At 73.8% G+C, this 20,941-nt stretch carries 19 protein-coding genes; all 19 read left to right on the plus strand.

Annotated elements, in window-relative coordinates; all coding sequences use genetic code 11:
- Positions 1-143: 143 nt before the first annotated feature.
- The 19 genes from rsmH to ACLQ2X_RS19130 all read left to right on the plus strand — a co-directional run bounded on the left by rsmH (position 144) and on the right by ACLQ2X_RS19130 (position 20,929).
- Entirely contained in the window at positions 144-1,253 is a 1,110-nt protein-coding gene (gene rsmH, locus ACLQ2X_RS19040) for a 16S rRNA (cytosine(1402)-N(4))-methyltransferase RsmH (protein WP_425682391.1), read from the plus strand.
- Positions 1,250-1,834 (plus strand): hypothetical protein, encoded by a 585-nt coding sequence (locus tag ACLQ2X_RS19045; protein ID WP_425682392.1) that lies wholly within the window; start codon positions 1,250-1,252, stop codon positions 1,832-1,834. The genes rsmH and ACLQ2X_RS19045 overlap by 4 nt, the downstream gene beginning before the upstream one ends.
- Before the next feature lie 3 nt (positions 1,835-1,837).
- A complete protein-coding gene (locus ACLQ2X_RS19050) occupies positions 1,838-4,051 on the plus strand; it encodes a peptidoglycan D,D-transpeptidase FtsI family protein (RefSeq protein ID WP_425682525.1) in 2,214 nt (737 codons plus the stop codon).
- Between the two features lie 52 nt (positions 4,052-4,103).
- Positions 4,104-5,666 (plus strand): UDP-N-acetylmuramoyl-L-alanyl-D-glutamate--2,6-diaminopimelate ligase, encoded by a 1,563-nt coding sequence (locus ACLQ2X_RS19055; protein WP_425682393.1) that lies wholly within the window; start codon positions 4,104-4,106, stop codon positions 5,664-5,666.
- Positions 5,663-7,072 carry a UDP-N-acetylmuramoyl-tripeptide--D-alanyl-D-alanine ligase gene (locus tag ACLQ2X_RS19060; RefSeq protein WP_425682394.1) on the plus strand — a complete coding sequence of 470 codons (1,410 nt, stop codon included), beginning with the start codon at positions 5,663-5,665 and terminating at the stop codon, positions 7,070-7,072. The genes ACLQ2X_RS19055 and ACLQ2X_RS19060 overlap by 4 nt, the downstream gene beginning before the upstream one ends.
- Positions 7,069-8,193, plus strand: a complete 1,125-nt coding sequence (gene mraY / locus ACLQ2X_RS19065) for a phospho-N-acetylmuramoyl-pentapeptide-transferase (protein ID WP_425682395.1) — start codon at positions 7,069-7,071, stop codon at positions 8,191-8,193. Before ACLQ2X_RS19060 ends, mraY begins: the two co-directional genes overlap by 4 nt.
- 187 nt (positions 8,194-8,380) lie before the next feature.
- Positions 8,381-9,844, plus strand: a complete 1,464-nt coding sequence (locus tag ACLQ2X_RS19070; RefSeq protein ID WP_425682526.1) for an FtsW/RodA/SpoVE family cell cycle protein — start codon at positions 8,381-8,383, stop codon at positions 9,842-9,844.
- Positions 9,844-10,950 carry an undecaprenyldiphospho-muramoylpentapeptide beta-N-acetylglucosaminyltransferase gene (gene murG, locus ACLQ2X_RS19075; protein WP_425682396.1) on the plus strand — a complete coding sequence of 369 codons (1,107 nt, stop codon included), beginning with the start codon at positions 9,844-9,846 and terminating at the stop codon, positions 10,948-10,950. Before ACLQ2X_RS19070 ends, murG begins: the two co-directional genes overlap by 1 nt.
- A 31-nt stretch (positions 10,951-10,981) precedes the next feature.
- Positions 10,982-12,463 carry a UDP-N-acetylmuramate--L-alanine ligase gene (gene murC / locus ACLQ2X_RS19080; protein ID WP_425682397.1) on the plus strand — a complete coding sequence of 494 codons (1,482 nt, stop codon included), beginning with the start codon at positions 10,982-10,984 and terminating at the stop codon, positions 12,461-12,463.
- A complete protein-coding gene (locus ACLQ2X_RS19085) occupies positions 12,460-13,278 on the plus strand; it encodes a cell division protein FtsQ/DivIB (protein WP_425682398.1) in 819 nt (272 codons plus the stop codon). Before murC ends, ACLQ2X_RS19085 begins: the two co-directional genes overlap by 4 nt.
- Before the next feature lie 247 nt (positions 13,279-13,525).
- Positions 13,526-14,641 (plus strand): cell division protein FtsZ, encoded by a 1,116-nt coding sequence (gene ftsZ / locus ACLQ2X_RS19090; protein WP_425682399.1) that lies wholly within the window; start codon positions 13,526-13,528, stop codon positions 14,639-14,641.
- Positions 14,642-14,650: 9 nt separating this feature from the next.
- Positions 14,651-15,397 carry a YggS family pyridoxal phosphate-dependent enzyme gene (locus ACLQ2X_RS19095; protein ID WP_425682400.1) on the plus strand — a complete coding sequence of 249 codons (747 nt, stop codon included), beginning with the start codon at positions 14,651-14,653 and terminating at the stop codon, positions 15,395-15,397.
- Positions 15,398-15,590: 193 nt separating this feature from the next.
- Positions 15,591-16,307: a cell division protein SepF gene (locus ACLQ2X_RS19100; RefSeq protein WP_425682401.1), complete on the plus strand. Its 717-nt coding sequence runs from the start codon at positions 15,591-15,593 to the stop codon at positions 16,305-16,307.
- Positions 16,308-16,335: 28 nt separating this feature from the next.
- Complete coding sequence (locus ACLQ2X_RS19105) at positions 16,336-16,641, plus strand: YggT family protein (RefSeq protein WP_425682402.1); 306 nt, start codon at positions 16,336-16,338, stop codon at positions 16,639-16,641.
- Between the two features lie 41 nt (positions 16,642-16,682).
- Entirely contained in the window at positions 16,683-17,486 is an 804-nt protein-coding gene (locus ACLQ2X_RS19110) for a DivIVA domain-containing protein (RefSeq protein WP_425682403.1), read from the plus strand.
- Positions 17,487-17,682: 196 nt separating this feature from the next.
- Positions 17,683-18,456: a hypothetical protein gene (locus ACLQ2X_RS19115; RefSeq protein WP_425682404.1), complete on the plus strand. Its 774-nt coding sequence runs from the start codon at positions 17,683-17,685 to the stop codon at positions 18,454-18,456.
- Complete coding sequence (locus tag ACLQ2X_RS19120) at positions 18,453-18,758, plus strand: DUF167 domain-containing protein (RefSeq protein ID WP_425682405.1); 306 nt, start codon at positions 18,453-18,455, stop codon at positions 18,756-18,758. Before ACLQ2X_RS19115 ends, ACLQ2X_RS19120 begins: the two co-directional genes overlap by 4 nt.
- 22 nt (positions 18,759-18,780) lie before the next feature.
- Positions 18,781-20,286: a potassium/proton antiporter gene (locus ACLQ2X_RS19125; protein WP_425682406.1), complete on the plus strand. Its 1,506-nt coding sequence runs from the start codon at positions 18,781-18,783 to the stop codon at positions 20,284-20,286.
- Positions 20,287-20,509: 223 nt separating this feature from the next.
- Complete coding sequence (locus ACLQ2X_RS19130; protein WP_425682407.1) at positions 20,510-20,929, plus strand: TraR/DksA family transcriptional regulator; 420 nt, start codon at positions 20,510-20,512, stop codon at positions 20,927-20,929.
- The last annotated feature ends 12 nt before the right edge of the window (positions 20,930-20,941 follow it).

Raw genomic sequence — 20,941 nt, forward strand, 5'->3', positions numbered from 1 at the left:
CTTCCCCGGTGCCAGGCGCACGATCCGACACGGAGGGCCGCGGCCTCCGGCGGGCGGGAGCGGATGGGGATCTGGCGGTATGGCGAGGCGTCGTGGCGACGACGGACACGTGACAGGAAACAGCGGTTCAGCAGGGGGTCGACATGGGGGAGCTTCGCGGCACGCACGTGCCGGTGCTGCTCGAGCGCTGTCTCGAGCTGCTGGCCCCCGCACTGGGCCGTCCCGGGCGCACCGTGCACGTCGACGCCACGCTCGGCCTGGCCGGGCACGCCGAGGCGGTGCTCACGGCACATCCGGACACGGTGCTTGTCGGCCTGGACCGGGACACCGAGGCGCTCGCCCACGCGCGGGTCCGCCTGGCCCGGTTCGCCGACCGGATCCACCTGGAGCACGCCGTCTACGACGAGCTGCCCGAGGTGCTCGACCGGCTCGGCTACCCGGCGATCGACGGGGTGCTGTTCGACCTCGGCGTCTCGTCGCTGCAACTGGACGCGCCCGACCGCGGGTTCGCCTACGCGCAGGACGCGCCGCTGGACATGCGGATGGACCAGACCCGGGGGATGACCGCCGAGGAGGTGGTCAACACCTACGCCCACCCGGACCTGGCCCGGTTGTTGCGGGTGTACGGCGAGGAGAAGTTCGCCGGAAAGGTCGCCTCGGCGATCATCCGGGAGCGGGAGCGGGCCCGGATCACGTCCTCGGCCCGGCTGGCCGAGCTGGTCCGGGACGCCATTCCGGCCCCGGCCCGACGAACGGGTGGGCACCCGGCAAAGAGAACGTTTCAGGCTTTACGGATCGAGGTAAACAGAGAACTGGCAGCGCTGGAGACAGCGCTGCCGGCCGCTCTGGACAAGCTCACCGTGGGCGGCCGCATGGTTGTCCTGTCCTACCACTCGCTGGAGGACCGGCTCACCAAGCAGGCGCTCGCCGACCGGGTCCGCAGTAAGGGCCCGGTCGACCTTCCGGTCGAACTGCCCGGGTCGGGCCCGACGTTCCGGCTGTTGAGCCGGGGCGCCGAGCTGCCCGGGGAGGCCGAGGTGGCCGCGAACCCGCGGTCCGCCTCGGTGCGGCTGCGGGCCGCGGAACGGCTCGATCCGGAGGCGACCCGGCAGGGCGGTACCGACCGCGAACGGTACCGCCGCCGGACGAAGGCGATGCACCAACCGGGGGCGGGGTCACCGGGGTCCGGAAAGGACCCGCGGTCGGCCCCGGGGGACGGCAACGGGACGGACGAGGAGGGGGAGGGGACATGAACGACGAGAAGCACGACGGCCGGCGAGCCGTCGCGCGGCGCGCACCGCGGTCGGGGGGCCGGACCACGGCGCAGCGCACCACGCCGGACCCGATGACCGACCGTCGGGCGGGGGCGCGCCCCCAGGGGACGCCCGAGTTCGCCACGCAGGGCAGCGCCGCCCTGCGGCCGGCCGAGCGGACCCGTACCCGGGTCGCCGGCACGCCGACGCCGCGCCTGCGGGTCGCCCCGCCGGCGCCGATCCGGGTGCCGCGGGCGCCGTTCGTCGCGCTGATCCTGGTGCTCGTGGTCGGCGGCGTGCTCGGCATCCTGGCGCTCAACACCAAGATCAACGAGAACTCGTTCCGACAGGAGCAGTTGGAGCAGCAGCAGGCCAAGCTGGACCTGGACGAGCAGCAGCTGAAGAAGGAGATCGCCGAGCAGGAGGCGCCCGGCAACCTCACCGCCAACGCCCGCCGGCTCGGCCTGGTCGAGTCGCAGGACCCCGCCTACATCCGGCTGCCGGACGGGCGGACGATCGGGGTGCCGCACCCCGCCGAGGGCGCGCCGGGCGCCACCAGCCCGCTGGGCAACGGAGGCTGAGTGGTGCCACCGAGATCGGATGATCCGCGCCGGGACGCCACGGGCTCCCGGCGCGGATCGTCGCGGGGGGCGGAGCCCCGGGAGCCGGGCCTCGGCGGGATCTCCGACGCCCGGGCGTACACCCCGCGGGGGCGGACCGTCCGCGAGGGCGGGGGCGCCGAGCAACGGCGTACCCCGCGCAGCACCCGCTCCGGCGACCCGTTCCGGCCCGCGTTGCAGGTGCTCGACGGCGGCCGGGCCGGGCGGACCGGCCGCCCCGCGCCGGCCACCACCGGCGACGCCACCCGCTCCGGCCGGCGGTCCACGACGACCGGCGGGCGCGCGGGCGTGGTGCGTACCGTCTCGGCCCGCCCGACGCGCGAACCCTTCGACGACGACGAGGAGCCCGCGCCGCCGCGCCGACGGCCCGGTCCGCGCCGCCCGGCCGCCCGCCGGCCGGTACGCAAGCCGCGCCGGCCGCCCCGACTGGGTGACCCGAGCCGGCGGCTGCGCCTCGGCACGGTGCTGGCGCTGGCGTTGTTCGCCAGCATCGGCGTGCGGCTGGTCTACCTGCAGGCGGTGGACACCCCGGCGTACGCCGACGGCGGCCTGCCCAACCGGGTCGCCGTGGTCGAACTGCCCGCGCCGCGCGGGTCGATCCTCGACCGCACCGGCGAGCCGCTGGCGCACAGCGTGGAAGCCCGGTACGTCTTCGCCGACCCGACCCGGGTCGAGGACCGGCTCACCACCGCCCGCCGGCTCTCCCCGCTGCTCGGCGTGCCCGTCTCCGAACTGGCCGACCGGATGCGCCCGCGCACCCTGCCCGGCACCGACACGCCGTTGCAGTTCGTCTACCTGGCCCGCGGTGTCGAGATCGCCAAGGCGAAGCAGATCATGGCGCTGGAGCTGCCCGGCATCAACGTGCACCGGGACGAGCGGCGGGAGGTGCCCGGCGGTGACCTGGCGGCCAACCTGCTCGGCTTCGTGAGCCAGGACATGAACGGTCTGGAAGGGCTGGAAGCCAAGTACGACGACGTGTTGCGCGGGCAGGCTGGCAAGCGGACCTACGAGGTGGGCCAGGGTGAGCTGGCCGCGCCCATCCCCGGCGGCTACAGCCGAACCACCCAGCCGCAGCCGGGCAGTTCCCTGCGACTCACCGTCGACCGGGACCTCCAGTTCATGACGCAGCGGATCCTGGCCAAGCAGACGGCCAAGGTCAAGGGCAGCGTCGCCGCCGCGGTGGTCATCGACGTGCCGACCGGGGAGGTGCTGGCCCAGGCCAGCCAACCGACGTACGACGCGGCCAACCCCACCAGGGTCAACTCGCCCTCGGACCGCGACGACGCGGCCACCACGTTCGTTGTCGACCCCGGCTCGATCCACAAGGCGATCACCTACGGCGCGGCCCTTCAGGAGGGCGTGATCACGCCGGACACCGCGTTCCCGGTGGCGAACACGATCACCAGGGGCGGGATCACGTTCCGCGACACCCACCCGGTCGACGGGCGCACCATGAGCATCCCCGGGATGCTCGCCTTCTCGTCAAACGTCGGCACCATCGAGGTCGCCGACAAGCTGGGCAAGGACCGACTGATCGACTACCAGAAGCGGTTCGGGCTCGGCCAGCCGACCGGCGAGGGCCTGCCGGGGGAGGCTCCCGGACGGTTGCTGCCGGCCGACAAGTGGAGCGGCTCGGCGTACGGGTCGGTGCCCATCGGACACAGCGTGGACGCCACACCGCTGCAGATGGCCGCCGCGTACGCGGCGATCGCCAACAACGGCACGTACGTGCAGCCGCACCTGGTCAAGGAGACGGTCGGCGCGGACGGCCGGCGCAGTCCGGCCGCCAAGCCGGTCACCCGCCCGGTGCTCAGCCCGGCCAACGCGGCGGCGCTGCGCCGGATGATGGAGGCGGTCACCACTGTCGACGGCCCGGAAGGTCAGGCCACCGGGCTGGCCGCCGCGGTGCCCGGCTACCGGGTCGCCGGCAAGACCGGCACCGGCCTGCGCTACGACAACGGCAAGCAGCAGCCCGGCGAGGTCGGCTCGTTCATCGGCATGGCCCCGGCGGACAACCCCCGGTACGTCGTGGCGGTCTTCGTCTGGAGCCCCAGCGGCGGTGGCGGCGAGGTGGCCGCGCCCGCGTTCCGGGAGATGATGGGCTTCACGCTCCGGCACTACCGGGTACCCCCGTCGCTCACCGACAAGTCCCCGAAGTTCGAGGTCTTTGCGCGCTGAGCGCACCCGACGCGACATCATCGGGGAGTGGCGACGAACCACCGGGGCGGCTGTGCGGCCGCCGCCGGACGACCGGGTAGGGTCTGACGCCGTGCCCGGCAATCCACGTCCCGCCACCGTGCGCCCCGTCCGCCTCGGCGACCTCGCCGCCGCAGTGGCGGCGGCACCGCCGGAGAGGGCCGCCGAGGTGGCCGTCACCGGGGCGACCCACGCCAGCCAGGAGGTCCGCCCCGGCGACCTGTACGCCGCCCTGCCCGGCGCCCGCCGGCACGGGGCGGAGTTCGCCGCCGCCGCGTCGCAGGCGGGCGCGGTGGCCCTGTTGACCGACCCGGCCGGCGCGGCGCTGGCCGCCGGTGCCGGCCTGCCCGTGCTTGTCGTCGACGACCCGCGCGACGCGCTCGGCGAGGTGGCGTCGGCCGTCTACGGCGACCCGACCGCCGGCCTGACCGTGATCGGGGTGACCGGGACCGCCGGCAAGACCTCCACCAGCTACCTGGTCGAGTCCGGGTTGCGCGCGGCGGGGCGCACCACAGGTCTGATCGGCACCGTGGAGACCCGCCTCGGCGACCTGGTGGTGGACAGCGTCCGGACCACCCCGGAGGCCACCGACCTGCACGCCATGCTGGCCGCGGCCCGCGAGCGGGGGGTGGACACCGTGGTCATGGAGGTGTCCAGCCACGCCCTGGCGATGGGCCGGGTCGGCGGGGTCCGGTTCGACGTCGGCGGCTACACCAACTTCGGCTCCGACCACCTGGACTTCCACGCCGACGAGGCGGACTACTTCGCGGCCAAGGCGCGGCTCTTCGACGGCCGCTGCCGGGTCGAGGTGCTCAACCACGACGACCCGGCGCTGCGCCCGCTGCACAAGCCGGGCACGGTGACCTACTCGGCGGCCGGCGACCCGACCGCGACCTGGTGGGCCGACCGGATCGACGGTGAGGGGTACGCCCAGCGGTTCACCCTGCACGGCCCGGACGGGTTCACCCTGCCCACCGGCGTGGCGTTGCCCGGTCGGCACAACGTGGCGAACGCGCTGCTGGCGGTCGCGCTGCTGGTGGCCGTCGGGGTGGACCCGACGACCGCGGCGCGTGGCGTGGCCGCCTGCGGCGGCGTGCCCGGCCGGCTGGAGCTGGTCAGCGGCGACGCCCCGGTCCGCGGGGTGGTCGACTACGCGCACAAGGCCAACGCGATCGAGGCGGTGCTGTCCGCGCTGCGCGGCCTGACCGACGGCCGGCTGGTGTGTGTACTGGGCGCCGGCGGCGACCGGGACCGGGGCAAGCGGCCGGTGATGGGCGAGGTGGCCGCGCGCGGCGCCGACGTGGTGCTGGTGACCGACGACAACCCGCGGACCGAGGACCCGGCCGCGATCCGGGCCGAGGTGCTGGCCGGCGCGTACGCCGCCGGCGGCTCGGCCCGTGTCATCGAGGTGCCCGGGCGGCGGGCGGCGATCGAGGAGGCGGTCCGGGTGGCCGAACCGGGTGACGTGGTGGCGGTGCTGGGCAAGGGTCAGGAACGCGGCCAGGAGATCGGCGGCGAGGTGCTGCCGTTCGACGACCGGGTGGAGCTGGCCGCGGCCCTGGCCGCGCGCTTCGGCGACCTGGTCGGTCCCCGGTGATCCCGCTGACGCTGGCCGAGGTGGCCGCCGCCGTCGACGGCCGGCTGGTCGGCGCCGACCCGGGTGCCCGGGTCACCGGGACGGTCGAGTTCGACTCCCGCAAGGTGGCCCCGGGTGGGCTCTTCGTGGCGTTCCCGGGCGAGCGGGTGGACGGCCACGACTACGCCGTCGGCGCGGTGGAGGCCGGCGCGGTGGCCGTGCTCGGCACCCGGGAGCTGCCGGGTGTGCCGATGGTGCTGGTCGGCGACGCGTTGGACGCGATGGGGCGGCTGGCCCGCGCGGTGGTGGACCGGTTGCCCGGGCTGACCGTGATCGGGCTGACCGGCTCGTCCGGCAAGACCACCACGAAGGACCTGATCGCCCAGCTGGCGGTCCGGCTCGGCCCGACCGTGGCCCCGCCCGGGTCGTTCAACAACGAGCTGGGGCACCCGTACACGGCGTTGCAGGCCACCGCGGAGACCCGCTACCTGGTGATGGAGAAGGGCGCCCGCGGTGTGGGGCACGTCCGCTACCTGTGCGAGGTGGTGCCGCCGCGTGTCTCGGTGGTCCTCAACGTGGGCGTGGCCCACCTGGGCGAGTTCGGCTCGGTGGAGACCATCGCGCTGGCCAAGGGGGAGCTGGTCGAGGCGCTGCCGGCGGACGGGCTGGCGGTGCTGAACGCCGACGACCCGCGGGTCGACGCGATGGCGGCGCGCACGTCGGCCCGGGTCGTCCGGTACGGCGAGTCGGCGCACGCCGACGTGCGCGCGGTGGACGTGACGCTGGACGGGCGGGGCCGGCCCTCGTACACGCTTGTGACTGCGCAGGGGAGCGCGCCGGTGCGGCTCGGGCTGACCGGCCGGCACCAGGTGTCCAACTCGCTGGCCGCCGCGGCGGTGGCCCAGGAGCTGGGCCTGCCGCTGCCCGACCTGGCGGTGGCGCTTGGCGAGCTGGGTCTGGTCTCGACACGGCGGATGGACGTCTTCGAGCGCCCCGACGGGGTGACCGTGATCGACGACTCGTACAACGCCAACCCGGCCTCCACCGGCGTGGCGCTGCGGGCATTGGTCAGCATGCGCGGGGCGGGGCGTACGGTCGCGGTGCTCGGCTACATGGCGGAGCTGGGTGACTTCGAACGGGAGGGGCATCAGCAGGTCGGCCGGCTCGCGGCCGAACTGGGAGTGGACCGGCTGCTCGTGGTGGGCGAGCCGGCGGTGCCGATCCATGAGGGCGCGACAGCGGTAGGCAACTGGGGAGGAGAGTCGGTGCTGCTCACCGATCAGGCGGCGGCCGTCGAGGTGCTGCGGAGCGAGCTGCGTCCGTCAGACGTGGTGTTGGTGAAGGGCTCCCGGTACCGGACCTGGGAGGTGGCCGACGCGCTGCGTGCGGACGCCCGGGAAGGGGCGACGGAGGGCGGCGCCGCATGAGGGCGGTCATCGTCGCCATCGGGGTCGCGTTCCTGATCTCGTTGTTCGGCACCCCGATCGCGATCAAGGTGTTCACCCGGCTCAAGGCCGGGCAGCCGATCCGGGCCGAGGGTCCGGCGATGCACCAGGGGAAGAAGGGCACGCCGACGATGGGCGGCGTGGTCTTCATCCTGGCCACGGTCATCGCGTACGTGGCCGGGCACCTGGCCCTGACCACGCTGCCGGACGCGCAGATCGCGCAGGTCGAGCCGACCATCACGGCGCTGGTGCTGCTGGGGCTGATGGTGTTCTCCGGCGCGGTCGGCTTCATCGACGACTTCCTGAAGGTGCGCAAGCGGCACAGCGGGGGTCTCAACAAGCGGGGCAAGCTGGCCGGGCAGATCCTGGTCGGCGCGGTCTTCGGCGCGGTGGCGGTCTACTTCCCGTCGAGCATGACCGACGTGCGTGGCAACGCCACCAACACCGAGACGGTGGGTAGCACGACGCTGAGTTTCATCCGGGACATCCCGGCACTGGAGATCGGCAAGGTCGGCGCGGTGATCGTGATCATCCTGGTGGTGATGGCGGCGACCAACGGCGTCAACCTCACCGACGGCCTGGACGGTCTGGCCACCGGCGCGTCGGTGATGGTGCTGGCGGCGTACGCGTTGATCGCGTTCTGGCAGTACCGGCACTGGTGCGCGGACCCGAACTACACCGAGGCGTACTGCTACACCGTGCGCGACCCGCTGGAGATCGCGTTGATCGCCGGGGCGGCGGCCGGTGCCTGTGTGGGCTTCCTGTGGTGGAACACCTCACCGGCCCGGATCTTCATGGGCGACACCGGCGCGCTCGGGCTGGGCGGCCTGATCGCCGGCATGGCGATGTCCACCCGCACCATCCTGCTGCTGCCGATCCTGGGCGGGCTGTTCGTGATCGTCACCATGTCCGTGGTGATCCAGATCATCTCGTTCCGCACCACAGGCAAGCGGGTGTTCCGGATGTCGCCGTTGCAGCACCACTTCGAGTTGGCCGGCTGGAGCGAGGTCAACATCGTGGTCAGGTTCTGGATCATCGCCGGGATCGGTGTGGCCGTCGCGTTGGGCCTGTTCTACAGCGAGTTCCTCGCCGCGGTGAGCTGACCGCGACGGCGGGGCGTCCGGGTGTCACCGGACGCCCCGCCGTTTCACGTTTCGACACGCCGACCGGCCGGTTGCGCCACGGACGGGCGGGTCGAGCCGCCATGATGGGCGGGTGGGGGAGGGACGAGACATCACGGGCACCGGCACCAGCGAGACACCGCCCCGCCGCGCGCCGGCGGTCACTCCGGTGCCCGACCCGCCGGCCGCCGCGTCCGGCTGGGACCTGGCGGGCGGTCTGGCGGCCCTGCGCGGCCTGCTGGCCCGACCCCTGGCCTCGTACTACCTGCTGCTGTCCAGCGCCGGCCTGCTGCTGCTGATCGGCCTCACCATGGTCTTCTCCGCGACGAGCGTGCGGGACTTCGCGGAGGCCGGTGACGCGTCCGCCTCGCTGACCAAGCAGGCCGTCTTCGCGGTGATCGGCATCGGGGCGTTCTGGGCCTGCCAGCGGCTGCCCGCGCGCACGTTCCGGGCGGTCAGCCGACCGGCGCTCGGCGTCGCGGTGGCGCTGCTGCTCCTGCTCAACCTGCTTGTCGCGCTGGACTCGCTGTTCGGCGTGACGTCGATCGGCCCGATCCGGGCCGAACTGCTCTGGCTGTTCATCGGCCCGATCTCCGTCCAGCCGGTCGAGGTGGCCAAGTTCGCGCTGGTGCTCTGGGCCGCGCACGTGCTGGCCCGCAAGGGCGCGGCGCTGGGCTGGTGGAAGGAACTGGCCACGCCGCTGTTCCCGGTGGTCGGCCTGCTGTTCGTGCTGGTCGGCTACAACGACCTGGGCAGCATGCTCTGCCTCCTCGCGCTGGTGGTCGGGATGCTCTGGGCGGCCGGCGTCCGGACCCGGATCTTCGCCGGGCTCACCGCGGTCGGCCTGGTCGGTGTCGGCCTGCTGGTGGCCGCCGCCTCGCTCGGCGCCGGCTCCGGCTCCCGGGACGCGGACAACTACCGGCTCGGCCGGCTCACCATGTGGCTCGACCCGCCGGACCCGAAGACCTGCTTCGAGCAGGAACTGGACTACTGCTACCAGCTCGTGCAGGCCCGCTACGCGATCGGCAACGGCGGCTGGTTCGGCGTCGGCCTGGGGCAGAGCTCGCTGAAGTGGAACTGGCTGCCCGAGGCGCACAACGACTTCATCTTCGCGATCCTCGCCGAGGAGCTGGGCGTGGTCGGCTGCACAGTGGTCCTGGTGCTGTTCGCGGTGCTCGCGTACACCGGGATGCGGATCGCCCGCCGGGTGGAGGACCCGTTCCGCCGGCTCGCCGCGGCCGGCGTGACCGCCTGGCTGGTCGGCCAGGCCGTGATCAACATCGGCGGGGTGACCGGGCTGCTGCCGTTGACCGGGGTGCCGCTGCCGTTCATCTCCGACGGCGGCAGTGCCCTGGTGGTGACGCTCGCCGCGATCGGGATGCTCGCCTCGTTCGCCCGCGCCGAGCCGGACGCGGCCCGGGCCCTGCACGCCCGTCCGCCCGCCCGGTGGGTCCGACTAGTGTGGGCCCCGTTGCCGCCGCTTCCGGGCCGGCGGCGCCGACCGGCGCCGCCTCCGGCCGACCGAGGGTCCGTGCCCCGGTCCCGTCAGCGGCGGCGGGACGAGCAGGCCGTGGCCCGCGGCGCCCGGTCCGACCGGGCCCGCGCCGGCACGGCGAGCGAGAGGAGACGCTGATGGGTCCGCTGCGTTCGGTGGTGCTCTGCGGAGGCGGTACGGGCGGGCACATCTACCCGCTGCTCGCCTTTGCCGACTGCCTGCGCCGACACGACCCGAGCGTCCGGATCACCTGCCTGGGCACACCGAAGGGCCTGGAGAACGAGCTGATCCCGCCGGCCGGCTACGACCTGCGGCAGATCCCGGCCTACCAGCTGCCCCGGTCGGTCAACATGAGCCTGGTCCGCACCCCGGACCGGATGTGGAAGGCGGCCCGCGCCGCCGGCAAGGTGATCGACGAGGTGCGGGCCGACGTGGTGGTCGGTTTCGGCGGGTACGTCTCGGTGCCCGGCTACCTGGCCGCGTGGCGGCGGGAACTGCCGATCGTCATCCACGAGGTGAACGTGCCGCCGGGGGTGGCCAACCGGCTCGGGATGAAGTTCACCAAGAACCTCGCGGTGGGTTTCCCGCACCAGCCGGCGCAGGCCGAGGCGCTGCGTGACGCCCGGGTGGTCGGGGTGCCGCTGCGCCGCGGCATTGCCGGGCTGGACCGGGCCGCCCGACGCGACGCCGCCCGCGCCCACTTCGGACTCCGTCCCGACCTGCCGGTGCTCTTCGTGGCCGGCGGCTCGCAGGGCGCCCGCTCGATCAACCTGGCGGTCTCCGGCGCGGCCAAGGAACTGGCCCGTAACGGGGTCCAGGTGCTGCACGTGATCGGTGCCCGCAACGAGCCGGTGTCCGTCCCCACCGACCTGCCGGTGCCGTACGTGACATTGCCCTACCTGTCCGAGATGGAGCTGGGTTACGCGGCCGCCGACCTGATGCTGGGCCGGGGCGGCGCGATGACCTGCGCCGAGGTGGCCGCGATCGGCCTGCCCACCGTCTACGTGCCCTACCCGCACAGCAACCAGGAGCAGAAGCGCAACGCCCTGCCCGTGGTGGAGGCCGGCGGCGGGCTGCTCGTCGACGACGCCGAGGTGACCCCCGCCTGGGTGGAGCGCACCGTGATTCCGCTGATCCGGGACCCGCAGCGTTTGCACGCGATGGGCGCCGCGGCGGCCGGGTACGGCCGCCGGGACGGCGATGTCGCGTTGCTGAACTTCGTCTACGAGGCGGTGGCCCGCTGATGCGGGCCGCCGCGACGGGAAGGTACCTGACATGAACACCGCGCAGTTCACGCCCGCCGGAGCCATGACCGCGGAGGACCTGGGCCGGATCCACCTGATCGGGGTGGGTGGGGTCGGGATGGCCGGGCTGGCCCGGCTGTTCCTCACCCGTGGCCTGCCGGTCTCCGGCAGCGAGCTGCGGGAGTGGCCGTCGCTCGCCGGCCTGCGCGCGCTGGGCGGCACGATCCACTCCACCCACGAGGCGTCGAACCTCGACGGTGTGGACACCGTCGTCTACTCCTCCGCCATCCCGCAGGACCACCTGGAGATGGTCGAGGCGCGTCGGCGGGGCCTGCGGGTGCTGCACCGCTCCGAGGCGCTCGCGGCCGCGATGACCGGGCGCCGCACGGTGGCGGTGGCTGGCACCCACGGCAAGACCTCCACCACCTCGATGGTCACCATGGTGCTCCAGCAGGCCGGCGCCGATCCGTCGTTCGTGATCGGCGGGGAGATCTCCGAGGTTGGCTCGGGCGCGCACCACGGCACCGGCGAGCACTTCGTGGTCGAGGCGGACGAGAGCGACCGCTCGTTCCTGATCTACCGCCCGTTTGTGTCGATCATCACGAACGTGGAGGCGGATCACCTCAACACCTACGGCGACCTGGCCAGCCTGGAGGCGGCCTTCGTCGAGTTCGCCCAGCTCACCGACCCGGAGGGCTTCGTCATCACCTGCGCCGACGACCCGGGGGGCCGGCGGCTCGCCGAGACGCTGCGGGCGCAGGGCCGTCGGGTGTGGACGTACGGCGGGTCCGCCGATGCCGACCTGCGGATGAGCGAGGTCGTCTCGTCCGCGCAGGGGGTGCGCTACCTCGCCGAGGTCCAGGGCCGGCCGCTCGGCGAGTTCCGGCTGCCGATGCCGGGCCGGCACATGGCGCTCAACAGTGCCGCCGCGGTGCTCGTCGCGTACCTGCTGGAGCTGCCGTCGACGGCGGCGGAGGTCGCGCTCGGCGCGTTCCCCGGCGTGCGGCGGCGCTTCGAGCGCAAGGGTGTGGCCGACGGCGTGCTGGTCTACGACGAGTACGCCTACCACCCGACCTCGATGACGCTGGCGCTGGAGACGTTGCGCCAGGTGGCCGGCGACGGCCGGCTGATCGTGGTGTTCCAGCCGTACCGGCTCTACCGCACCCGGGAAAACCTGGCGGAGATCGCCGCCGCGCTCGGCATCGCCGACGAGGTGGTGCTGCTGGAGGTCTTCGGCCCGGGTGAGCTGCGCCGCCCCGGCGAGGGCTCGGCCGCGCTGATCGAGGTGGTGCCGCTGTCGGCGGAGCGGAAGGTGTTCGTCGAGGCGTGGGACGACGTGCCGGGCGAGGTGGCCCGCCGGGCCGGCGCCGGCGACGTGGTCGTGACCATGGGCGCGCCGCCGATCTCGCTGATGGGCGACCAGTTGCTCGACGCCCTGCTGGCCCGTTCCGGCGACGGCACCGGGCTCGGCGCGGGCGTCGGCCCGGACGGCGCGGCGGCCACCGCCGGATGAGCCCCGGTCCGGCCCGTGGCCGCAGTCCCGGTCCGGACGGCGGGGCGGGTCGACGCGGCCCGGTGCGGCGCTGGCAGTTGGTGCGCGCGGGCGCGGACGCCGTACCGCCGTCGACCCGCCGGTTCATGGCGCGGGCCCGGCAGCGGCGGATGCGGGCGGCGCTGCCGTGGGCGGTGACCGCCGGGGTGCTGGTGGTGGCCGGCCTGGTCGCCTGGACGGTGCTCGGCACCGGCCTGTTCGGGGTCCGCGAGGTGCGGGTGGTCGGCGCGCGACTGGTCACCCCGGTGGAGGTCCGCGACGCCGCGGCGGTGGCGGACAACGCGCCGCTGGCCCGGGTGGACCTGGCCGGGACTGCCCGTCGGGTCGGCACGCTCGCGCCGGTCGCCCGGGCCACGGTGGAGCGGGAGTGGCCGTCGACGCTGGTCATCCGGGTGGTGGAGCGGGTGCCGGTGGCGGTGGTGCCGCAGGGTGCGGGTTTCGCGGTGGTCGACGGCGCGGGCGTGGTGTTCCAGCGGCTGGAGCAGGCCCCGGGCGGGCTGCCTGTGGTCCGGGTCGGCCGGCCGGGCCCGGACGACCCGGGGACCCGCGCCGGGTTGGCGGTGCTCACCGCGCTCAGCCCGAAGCTGCGCGCCGAACTTGTCGCCGTCGACGTGGCCGGGCTGGCGCGGATCACGGTGCTGCTCCGGGGGGAGCGTGAGATCTTCTGGGGCGACGCCTCCCGGGGCGCGGACAAGTCCACCGTGGCGACCGCGCTGCTGGCTCGCCGGGCCGACCGGATCGACGTGAGCGCGCCGGACGTGGTCACCTTTCGGTGACCGGTGACTCAGTGGGCGGCGTGTGTCACCTGTCGCTCGGTCGCGACACGCCGGAACAGGTCCTTGGCTCCTGGCGCGGCGGCGCATACGTTGCCCCGAAGAGATCAGTGGTTGACATAACTCTAAGCCTCTAGTAGAGGGTGAAGGTTCTCCCCGCCGGAGGAGGCGACGGAGACATGTGCGACCACTGATCCGGCCAAGCCGTGTGGGGTCGGCCCATGCCAATCTCGAAGGGAAAGGACCGGAGATGACACCTCCGCACAACTACCTGGCGGTCATCAAGGTCGTCGGCATCGGGGGCGGCGGCGTGAACGCCGTCAACCGGATGATCGAGGTTGGGCTCAAGGGCGTCGAGTTCATCGCGATCAACACCGACGCGCAGGCGTTGCTGATGAGCGACGCCGACGTCAAGCTCGACGTGGGGCGGGAGCTGACCCGCGGGCTGGGCGCCGGTGCCAATCCCGACGTCGGCAAGAACGCCGCCGAGGACCACCGCGACGAGATCGAGGAGGTGCTCAAGGGCGCCGACATGGTCTTCGTCACCTGCGGCGAGGGCGGCGGCACCGGCACCGGCGGCGCGCCGGTGGTGGCGAACATCGCCCGCAAGCTCGGCGCGCTGACCATCGGTGTGGTCACCCGACCGTTCTCGTTCGAGGGCAAGCGCCGTCAGGTGCAGGCCGAGGCGGGCATCGAGGAACTGCGCAACCAGTGCGACACGCTCATCGTGATCCCGAACGACCGGCTGCTCGCGCTCGGTGACCGCAACATCTCGATGATGGACGCGTTCCGCACCGCCGACCAGGTGCTCCTGTCCGGTGTCCAGGGCATCACCGACCTGATCACCACCCCGGGCCTGATCAACCTGGACTTCGCCGACGTGAAGAGCGTGATGAGCGGCGCGGGCAGCGCGCTCATGGGCATCGGCAGCGCGCGCGGGGAGAACCGCGCCGTCGAGGCGGCCGAGGCGGCCATCTCCAGCCCGCTGCTGGAGCAGAGCATGGACGGCGCGCGGGGCGTGCTGCTGTCCATCGCCGGTGGCTCCGACCTCGGCCTGTTCGAGATCAACGACGCGGCGCAGCTGGTCACCGACGCGGCCCACCCGGATGCCAACATCATCTTCGGTGCGGTCATCGACGACGCGCTCGGCGACGAGGTGCGGGTCACCGTGATCGCGGCCGGCTTCGACGGGGGCACGCCGGCGTACAAGGCGGTCGAGTCGCCCCGCAAGAGCAACCAGAACCCGCCGACCCCGCCGAGCGCGCCGGTGAGTCCGCCGGCCGCCTCGCCGGCTCCGCAGCAGCCGTCGCGTCGGGTGCTCTTCGACGACGTGGACGTGCCCGACTTCCTCAAGAACGGGTCCTGAGCGGCGCCGATGACCCAGTCACCCATCGCGGTGCGACCGGAGCGTCGCGCCGAACTCGCGGCCGCGCTGGCCCGGGTCCGGGCCCGCGTCGCCGACGCCTGTGCGGCGGCGGGCCGGGACCGCGACGAGGTCACCCTGGTCGCGGTGACGAAGACCTACCCGGCCGCCGACGTCGTCGCGTTGGCCGAACTCGGCGTGACCGACGTGGGGGAGAACCGGGACCAGGAGGCGGCGCCGAAGGCGGCGGCGGTGGCCGCGGCCGGCCTCGCGCCGCGCTGGCACTTCATCGGGCAGTTGCAGCGCAACAAGGCCCGGTCGGTGGTTCGGTACGCCGACGTGGTCCAGTCGGTGGACAGCGTCCGGCTGGCCGGGGCGTTGGATGCCGCGGCGGCCGGCGCCCGGGACCGGCCGCTGGACGTGCTGGTGCAGGTGAGCGTCGACGGCGATCCGGCCCGGGGCGGCGCGCTGCCGGGCTCGGCCGACCCGCAGCGCGGGCTTGACCCGGTGGCCGCGGCGGTGGCGGGTGCCCCCGGGCTGCGGCTGGCCGGGGTGATGGCGGTGGCGCCGTTGGGCTGGGAGCCGGACCGCGCGTTCGCCCGGCTGGCCGAGGTGGTGGCGCGGCTGCGCGCCGACCATCCGGACGCGTCGGCGCTGTCCGCGGGCATGAGCGGCGACCTGGAGAGCGCGGTCCGGCACGGCGCGACACATGTCCGTGTCGGCAGTGCGTTGCTCGGAATGCGCCCCACGCTGCGGTAGCCTGGCCACGACGGAAGCAAATTACATCAGTGTTGTTCAGGAACGGCGTTCCCGGATCCGGGGGCCGTGGCGGGCGGACCGCGAACCGCCCACCAGGGGTTGCCGATCCGGTCCGGTGGGCATGTTCGTCCACTCGTGATCAAGCGACACGGCACGGGGGCGCGTGCCGCACGGCGGACGGAAGGGCGCGGGGATGGGTGCACTGCGCAAGGCGGGGGTCTGGCTCGGTCTCGTCGAGGAGGACGACGAGCGGGCGTACGAGGACGGTGGCTACGACAAGGGTGGCTACCGGGACTCGTCGCGCTACCGGTCGAGCCGGTACGCCGAGGAGTTCGCCGACGAGGACGACGAGGAGGCCGAGGAGCCACCGGCTCCGCGCAGCCGGCTCGGCGACCGGGGTCGGGTGTCCGAGCGCGCGTCGAGCCGGGCGCTCGACGCGGACCGGTCGGACGCGGAGCGTTCCGAGCGTTCCGAGCGTCCGGAGCGCAGCGAGCGGTCAAGCGTCCGGTCGATCACCCGGTCCTCCGGCGGGGACGGGTCCGGCGCGTTGACGTACCACACCCGGGACAATCTCGCCCTGGCGCCGCAGGCCCAGACGCGCGAGCGGGCGGTGGTCCACGAGGAGGAGCAGCGCTACCAGATCACCACGCTGCACCCGACCACCTACCGCGAGGCGCGCACGATCGGCGAGCACTTCCGCGACGGCGTGCCGGTGATCATCAATCTCACCGAGATGGATGAGGCGGATGCCCGCCGACTGGTCGACTTCGCCGCCGGGCTGGCGTTCGGCCTGCGCGGTACGATCGAGCGCGTGACCAACCGGGTGTTCCTGCTCTCACCGGCCAATGTCCAGGTCACCGCGGAGGACAAGGCCAAGATCGCTGAGGGCGGCTTCTTCAGCCTGAGCTGAGCCGCACGACCAAGGGACGTCGCCTGCCGTGTTGTCGATCCTGTTCCAGGTGCTCTACCTGGTGCTGTACATCTTCCTTATTGTCCTATTGGCACGATTTGTGCTCGGCGCGGTACTGGCCTATGGTCGCCGGTGGCAACCGGGACGAGGAGCGTCGGCGGGACTGGAAGTCGTGTGGAGCGTCACTGATCCGCCCCTGCGAACGTTGAGGCGTGTGATCCCGCCACTGCGAATTGGTACCGTGAGCATCGACCTGGCCTCCCTTGTGCTCCTGGTTATCCTGTTCGTGCTGATGGAGTTCGTGTTGAGGCGCCTGATCTTCGCGTTTGCCTGACCAGAGCGCTTTCGCGGCCGCAACTGACCCGAGGAGTTTCGATGCCGCTGACCCCGGCCGACGTCCACAACGTCGCCTTCAAAAAGCCGCCGATCGGCAAGCGGGGGTACGACGAGGAGGAGGTTGACGCCTTCCTGGACGAGGTCGAGCGAGAGCTGGCCCGTCTGATCGAGGAGAACAACGAGCTGCGCGCCCAGGTGGAGCGCGGCGGTCGGGGTGGCGCTCCCGCCGGCCCCGGCGGCGACGCCCGGCTCGCGGCGGAGCTCAACGACGTCAAGGCCCAGCTCGACCGGGTGCAGCGCGACAAGGCGGCCGCCGAGCAGGCGGCCCGGGCGATGCAGGCCGAGCTGGAGCAGGTCCGCACCCAGGGCGGCCCGGCCGGGGTGACCGGGGACGGCGAGCAGCAGGCGCTGCGCGTGCTCATGATGGCCCAGCGCACCGCCGACGACCACGTCTCCGACGCCCGCCGCGAGGCCGACCAGCTGCTCTCCGAGGCCCGTTCCAAGGCCGAGGAGGTCACCCGGGAGGCGCGCGCCAAGGCCGACGCGCTGGAGCGGGACGCCCGCCAGCGGCACCAGGAGGCCATGGGCGGCCTGGACGCCAAGCGCACCTCGCTGCAGAAGCACATTGAGGAGCTCAAGCAGTTCGAGCGCGAGTACCGCACCCGCCTCAAGGCGTACCTGGAGAGCCAGCTGCGTGACCTCGACGGTCGCGGCCAGGGTCTCGAGGTCGAGATGAACCGCACCGAGGGCGCCCGCGCCACCGGCAGCAACGGTCTCGCCGCCGCCGGCCTCGCCGGCTCCTACGGCGGTGGCCGCGCGGGCTCGCTCGAGTCCGGCCGCTGATCCCGTCGGGGGGGGGGGCCGCGCCCGGCCCCCCCCCCCCCCCCCCCCCCCCCCCCGCCGGGGGGGGGGGGGGGTGGGGCCCCGCGGGGGGGGGGGGGGGGGGGCGCGGGCGGGGGGGGGGGGGGGGCCGGGGGGCCCCCCCCCCCCCCCCCCCCCCCGACAGCCCAGACCGACACGACGCGGCCGGGGGTGAGCCGTGGTAGCCGCCAGCGTCCTGCTCATCCTCGTCGCGGTCGTGTTGCTGGTGGCGGGTCTGGCCAGCGGGTCGAGCCTCCTGCTGATCATCTCGATCGCGGCCAGTCTCCTGTCCGCCGTCGTCTTCGTCGCGTTCGCCCGCCAGGCGGCTGCGACGCGTGCGACGGCCGGCCGGGGGACCGGGCCGCGCACCCGGACCGCGCGTGCCGTCCCGTTCACGGACGAGCCGGTCAGCCCGGTCCCGCACCACACGTCCACGGTCAGTTCCGGCGCACCCGGGTGGCGGCAACCGCCCGGGTCGCCGGTGACCGCGCCGGACGACCCGTCGGCGGTGGAGGACCCACCGCCGGCCGCCTACTCGCCGGCTCCGGACGAGCCGTTCGACGTGTCCCCGCCGGCCGCCGAGCCGTACCCGCCGGCCGAGCGCTACTCGCCGGCTGAGCCGTACCCGCCGCCGTTCGACGCCGAGCCGTATTCACCGCCCGGCCAGCGCCTCGCGGAGCCCACCTCGCCCGCGCCCGGCGGACCGTCCGACGACGGCCCGCCGGCCGAGTTCCTCTCCGCCGGTGAGGTCGCCCGGCTGGTGCGGGTCCCCGGCGAGGTCCGGGTGGTCGACGGCCACCCGCGTTTCCACCTGTTCGACTGCCCGCACCTGGTGGGCCGGGACGACGAGGCGCTGCCGGTCGCCGAGGCGGTCGGGTTGGGCTTCAGCCCGTGCGCCGACTGCGCCGCCGCCACCACGCTGCTGGCCGACATTCCGCCCCACCACCCATGACCGACACGTCCCCGGTCACCGTCGCCGTGCGGGTCAAACCCGGCGCCGCACGGGCCCGGGTCGGCGGCCGGTTCGACGGCCCGTACGGCCCCGCGCTTGTCGTCGCGGTGCACGCCCCGGCCGTGGACGGCCGCGCCACGGAGGCGGCCCGGCGGGCGCTCGCCGACGCGCTCGACGTCCGGCCGTCGGCCGTGTCGCTGCGCTCCGGCACGGCCAGCCGGGACAAGCTGTTCCTGGTGCAGGGCCCGCACGACGCGCTTGCCCAGGCGTTGCGCCGGCTGCGCGACGGCGGCGTCGCGTGAGAACCCGCCCCGCCGGACGGCGATGACCCCGGGGCTCGACGTCGCGCTGCTGGTGGGCGCGGCGGTGCTGCTGGTCGCGGTGGGTGCGGTGCGTTTCTCCACCCGCCTCGGCGTGCCGAGCCTGCTGGTCTACCTGGCGCTGGGGGTGCTGATCGGCGAGGCCGGCCTGGGCATCCGCTTCGACGACGTCGAACTGACCCGGATGCTCGGCTTCTGCGCGCTCATCGTGATCATCGCCGAGGGTGGCCTGAGCGCCAGGTGGAGCACGTTGCGGCCGGTGCTCGGCCTGGCCGCCGGGCTGTCCACGGTCGGCGTGGTGGTCAGCATCGTGGTCGTCGGCGTGGTGGTGCACCTGCTGCTGGGCCTGGACTGGCGGCTGGCTCTGCTCTACGGCGCGGTGCTCTCCTCGACCGACGCCGCGGCGGTGTTCGCCACGCTGCGCCGGCTGCGCCTGCCGCCCCGGCTGGTGGCGACGCTGGAGGCCGAGTCGGGGATGAACGACGCCCCGGTCGTGCTGCTGGTGCTGCTGCTGTCCCGGGCGGGGGCCGGGGCCGCGCACCCGTGGTGGTACGAGGGTCTGCTGCTCGGCTACGAGCTGAGCGTCGGTGCGGCGGTGGGCGTCGGCGCCGGGCTGGCCGGGCGGTACGCGCTGCGCCGGGCGGCGTTGCCCTCGGCCGGCCTCTACCCGATCGCGGTGGTCGGCTTCACCGTGCTGGCGTACGCGGCGGGCTCGGTGCTGCACGCCTCGGGTTTCCTCGCCGTCTACGTGGCCGGGGTGTTGCTGGGCAACTCCCGGCTGCCGCACCGGCAGGCCATCCTCGGGTTCGCCGACGGGTTGGCCTGGCTCGCCCAGATCGGCCTGTTCGTGATGCTCGGCCTGCTGGTCTCGCCGGGCCGGCTGGACGCCGCGGTGCTGCCGGCGCTGATCACCGGGGCGGCGCTGGTGCTGCTGGCCCGCCCGCTGTCGGTGGCGATCTCCGCGCTGGCGTTCCGGGTGAACCTTCGGGAGCAGCTCTTCCTGTCCTGGGCGGGGCTGCGCGGCGCGGTGCCGATCGTGCTGGCCACCATCCCGCTCTCGCTGCACGTGCCCGGAGCGGATCGGCTCTTCGACGCGGTCTTCGTGCTGGTGGTGGTCTTCACCGTGCTCCAGGCCGGCACGCTGGCCCCGGCGGCCCGCCGGCTGGGGGTGACGGCGCCGTCGGAGGCCAGCGAGATCCTGTTGGAGACCGCCCCGCTGGAGCGGATGCGCGCCGACCTGCTCCAGGTGGAGGTGCCCGCGGGCTCCCGGTTGTCCGGGGTGCACGTGGACGAGTTGCGGCTGCCGGTGGGTGCGGCGGTCACTTTGGTGCTGCGCGACGGGGTGGGCTTCGTGCCCGGCCCGGACACCCGGCTGAGGGTGGGGGACAGCCTGCTCGTCGTGGCGACAGCCGGGGCGCGGGACGAGACCGAACGGCGGCTGCGGGCGGTGAGCCGCCGGGGCCGGTTGGCCCGGTGGTTCGGGGAGTACGGCGAGGACCGCACGGGTTGACCTGCTAACGTTCCTTTTGCCCGGATTAGTGGCAGTCCGCGGCGGAAACGTGGGACGACGGTGCGGCACGTTGTCGGAGGCCTGTACGTTCCGTATTCTTGCCACCCTCCGGAGTACACGGCGCGGTCGCCGTGTGCCCGTTCCGTACGCGGAGGACGCCGACGACGGCGTCCCCTGCCCACGTACCGCTGACCGCCGCGTCCTGCGGCTGAGGGAGCTGACGATGGCGAAGCCAGCCGACACCAGGACCGCCGGTCGTAAGCCGGTGGCCAAGGCCACCCGCAGCGCGGCCGAGACCGAGAAGATCCGGGCTGCCCTGGCGGCGCGGCGGGACGAGCTCACCGCCGAGTACGATCAGACGCTGAGCGGGATCACCGAGCTGCAGCGCGACCGGCTGACCGACTCGGCCGGGGACGACGAGGCCGACACCGGGACCAAGACGTTCGAGCGCGAGCAGGAGATCTCACTCGCCAACAGCATCAAAGAGCGGATCACGCAGGTCGAGCGCGCCCTGGAGCGCCTCGACGAGGGTGGCTACGGCTGGTGCGAGCGGTGCGGCAAACCGATTCCGGTGGAGCGGCTCGCCGCGTTCCCGTCGGCCACTCTCTGCGTGACCTGCAAGCAGCTGGAGGAGCGGCGCTGACGCCCGCTCCCC

Source organism: Micromonospora sp. DT31 (assembly GCF_049841795.1).
Lineage (GTDB): Bacteria > Actinomycetota > Actinomycetes > Mycobacteriales > Micromonosporaceae > Micromonospora.

Excerpts from the sequence above, each read along its gene's own strand:
- ACLQ2X_RS19110 (WP_425682403.1), top strand. The coding sequence starts at position 16,683 with ATGCCGCTGACCCCGGCCGACGTCCACAACGTCGCCTTCAAAAAGCCG.
- rsmH (WP_425682391.1), top strand. The coding sequence starts at position 144 with ATGGGGGAGCTTCGCGGCACGCACGTGCCGGTGCTGCTCGAGCGCTGT.
- ACLQ2X_RS19045 (WP_425682392.1), top strand. The coding sequence starts at position 1,250 with ATGAACGACGAGAAGCACGACGGCCGGCGAGCCGTCGCGCGGCGCGCA.
- murC (WP_425682397.1), top strand. The coding sequence starts at position 10,982 with ATGAACACCGCGCAGTTCACGCCCGCCGGAGCCATGACCGCGGAGGAC.
- murG (WP_425682396.1), top strand. The coding sequence starts at position 9,844 with ATGGGTCCGCTGCGTTCGGTGGTGCTCTGCGGAGGCGGTACGGGCGGG.
- ftsZ (WP_425682399.1), top strand. The coding sequence starts at position 13,526 with ATGACACCTCCGCACAACTACCTGGCGGTCATCAAGGTCGTCGGCATC.
- ACLQ2X_RS19100 (WP_425682401.1), top strand. The coding sequence starts at position 15,591 with ATGGGTGCACTGCGCAAGGCGGGGGTCTGGCTCGGTCTCGTCGAGGAG.
- ACLQ2X_RS19125 (WP_425682406.1), top strand. The coding sequence starts at position 18,781 with ATGACCCCGGGGCTCGACGTCGCGCTGCTGGTGGGCGCGGCGGTGCTG.
- ACLQ2X_RS19120 (WP_425682405.1), top strand. The coding sequence starts at position 18,453 with ATGACCGACACGTCCCCGGTCACCGTCGCCGTGCGGGTCAAACCCGGC.
- ACLQ2X_RS19130 (WP_425682407.1), top strand. The coding sequence starts at position 20,510 with ATGGCGAAGCCAGCCGACACCAGGACCGCCGGTCGTAAGCCGGTGGCC.
- ACLQ2X_RS19095 (WP_425682400.1), top strand. The coding sequence starts at position 14,651 with ATGACCCAGTCACCCATCGCGGTGCGACCGGAGCGTCGCGCCGAACTC.
- ACLQ2X_RS19085 (WP_425682398.1), top strand. The coding sequence starts at position 12,460 with ATGAGCCCCGGTCCGGCCCGTGGCCGCAGTCCCGGTCCGGACGGCGGG.
- mraY (WP_425682395.1), top strand. The coding sequence starts at position 7,069 with ATGAGGGCGGTCATCGTCGCCATCGGGGTCGCGTTCCTGATCTCGTTG.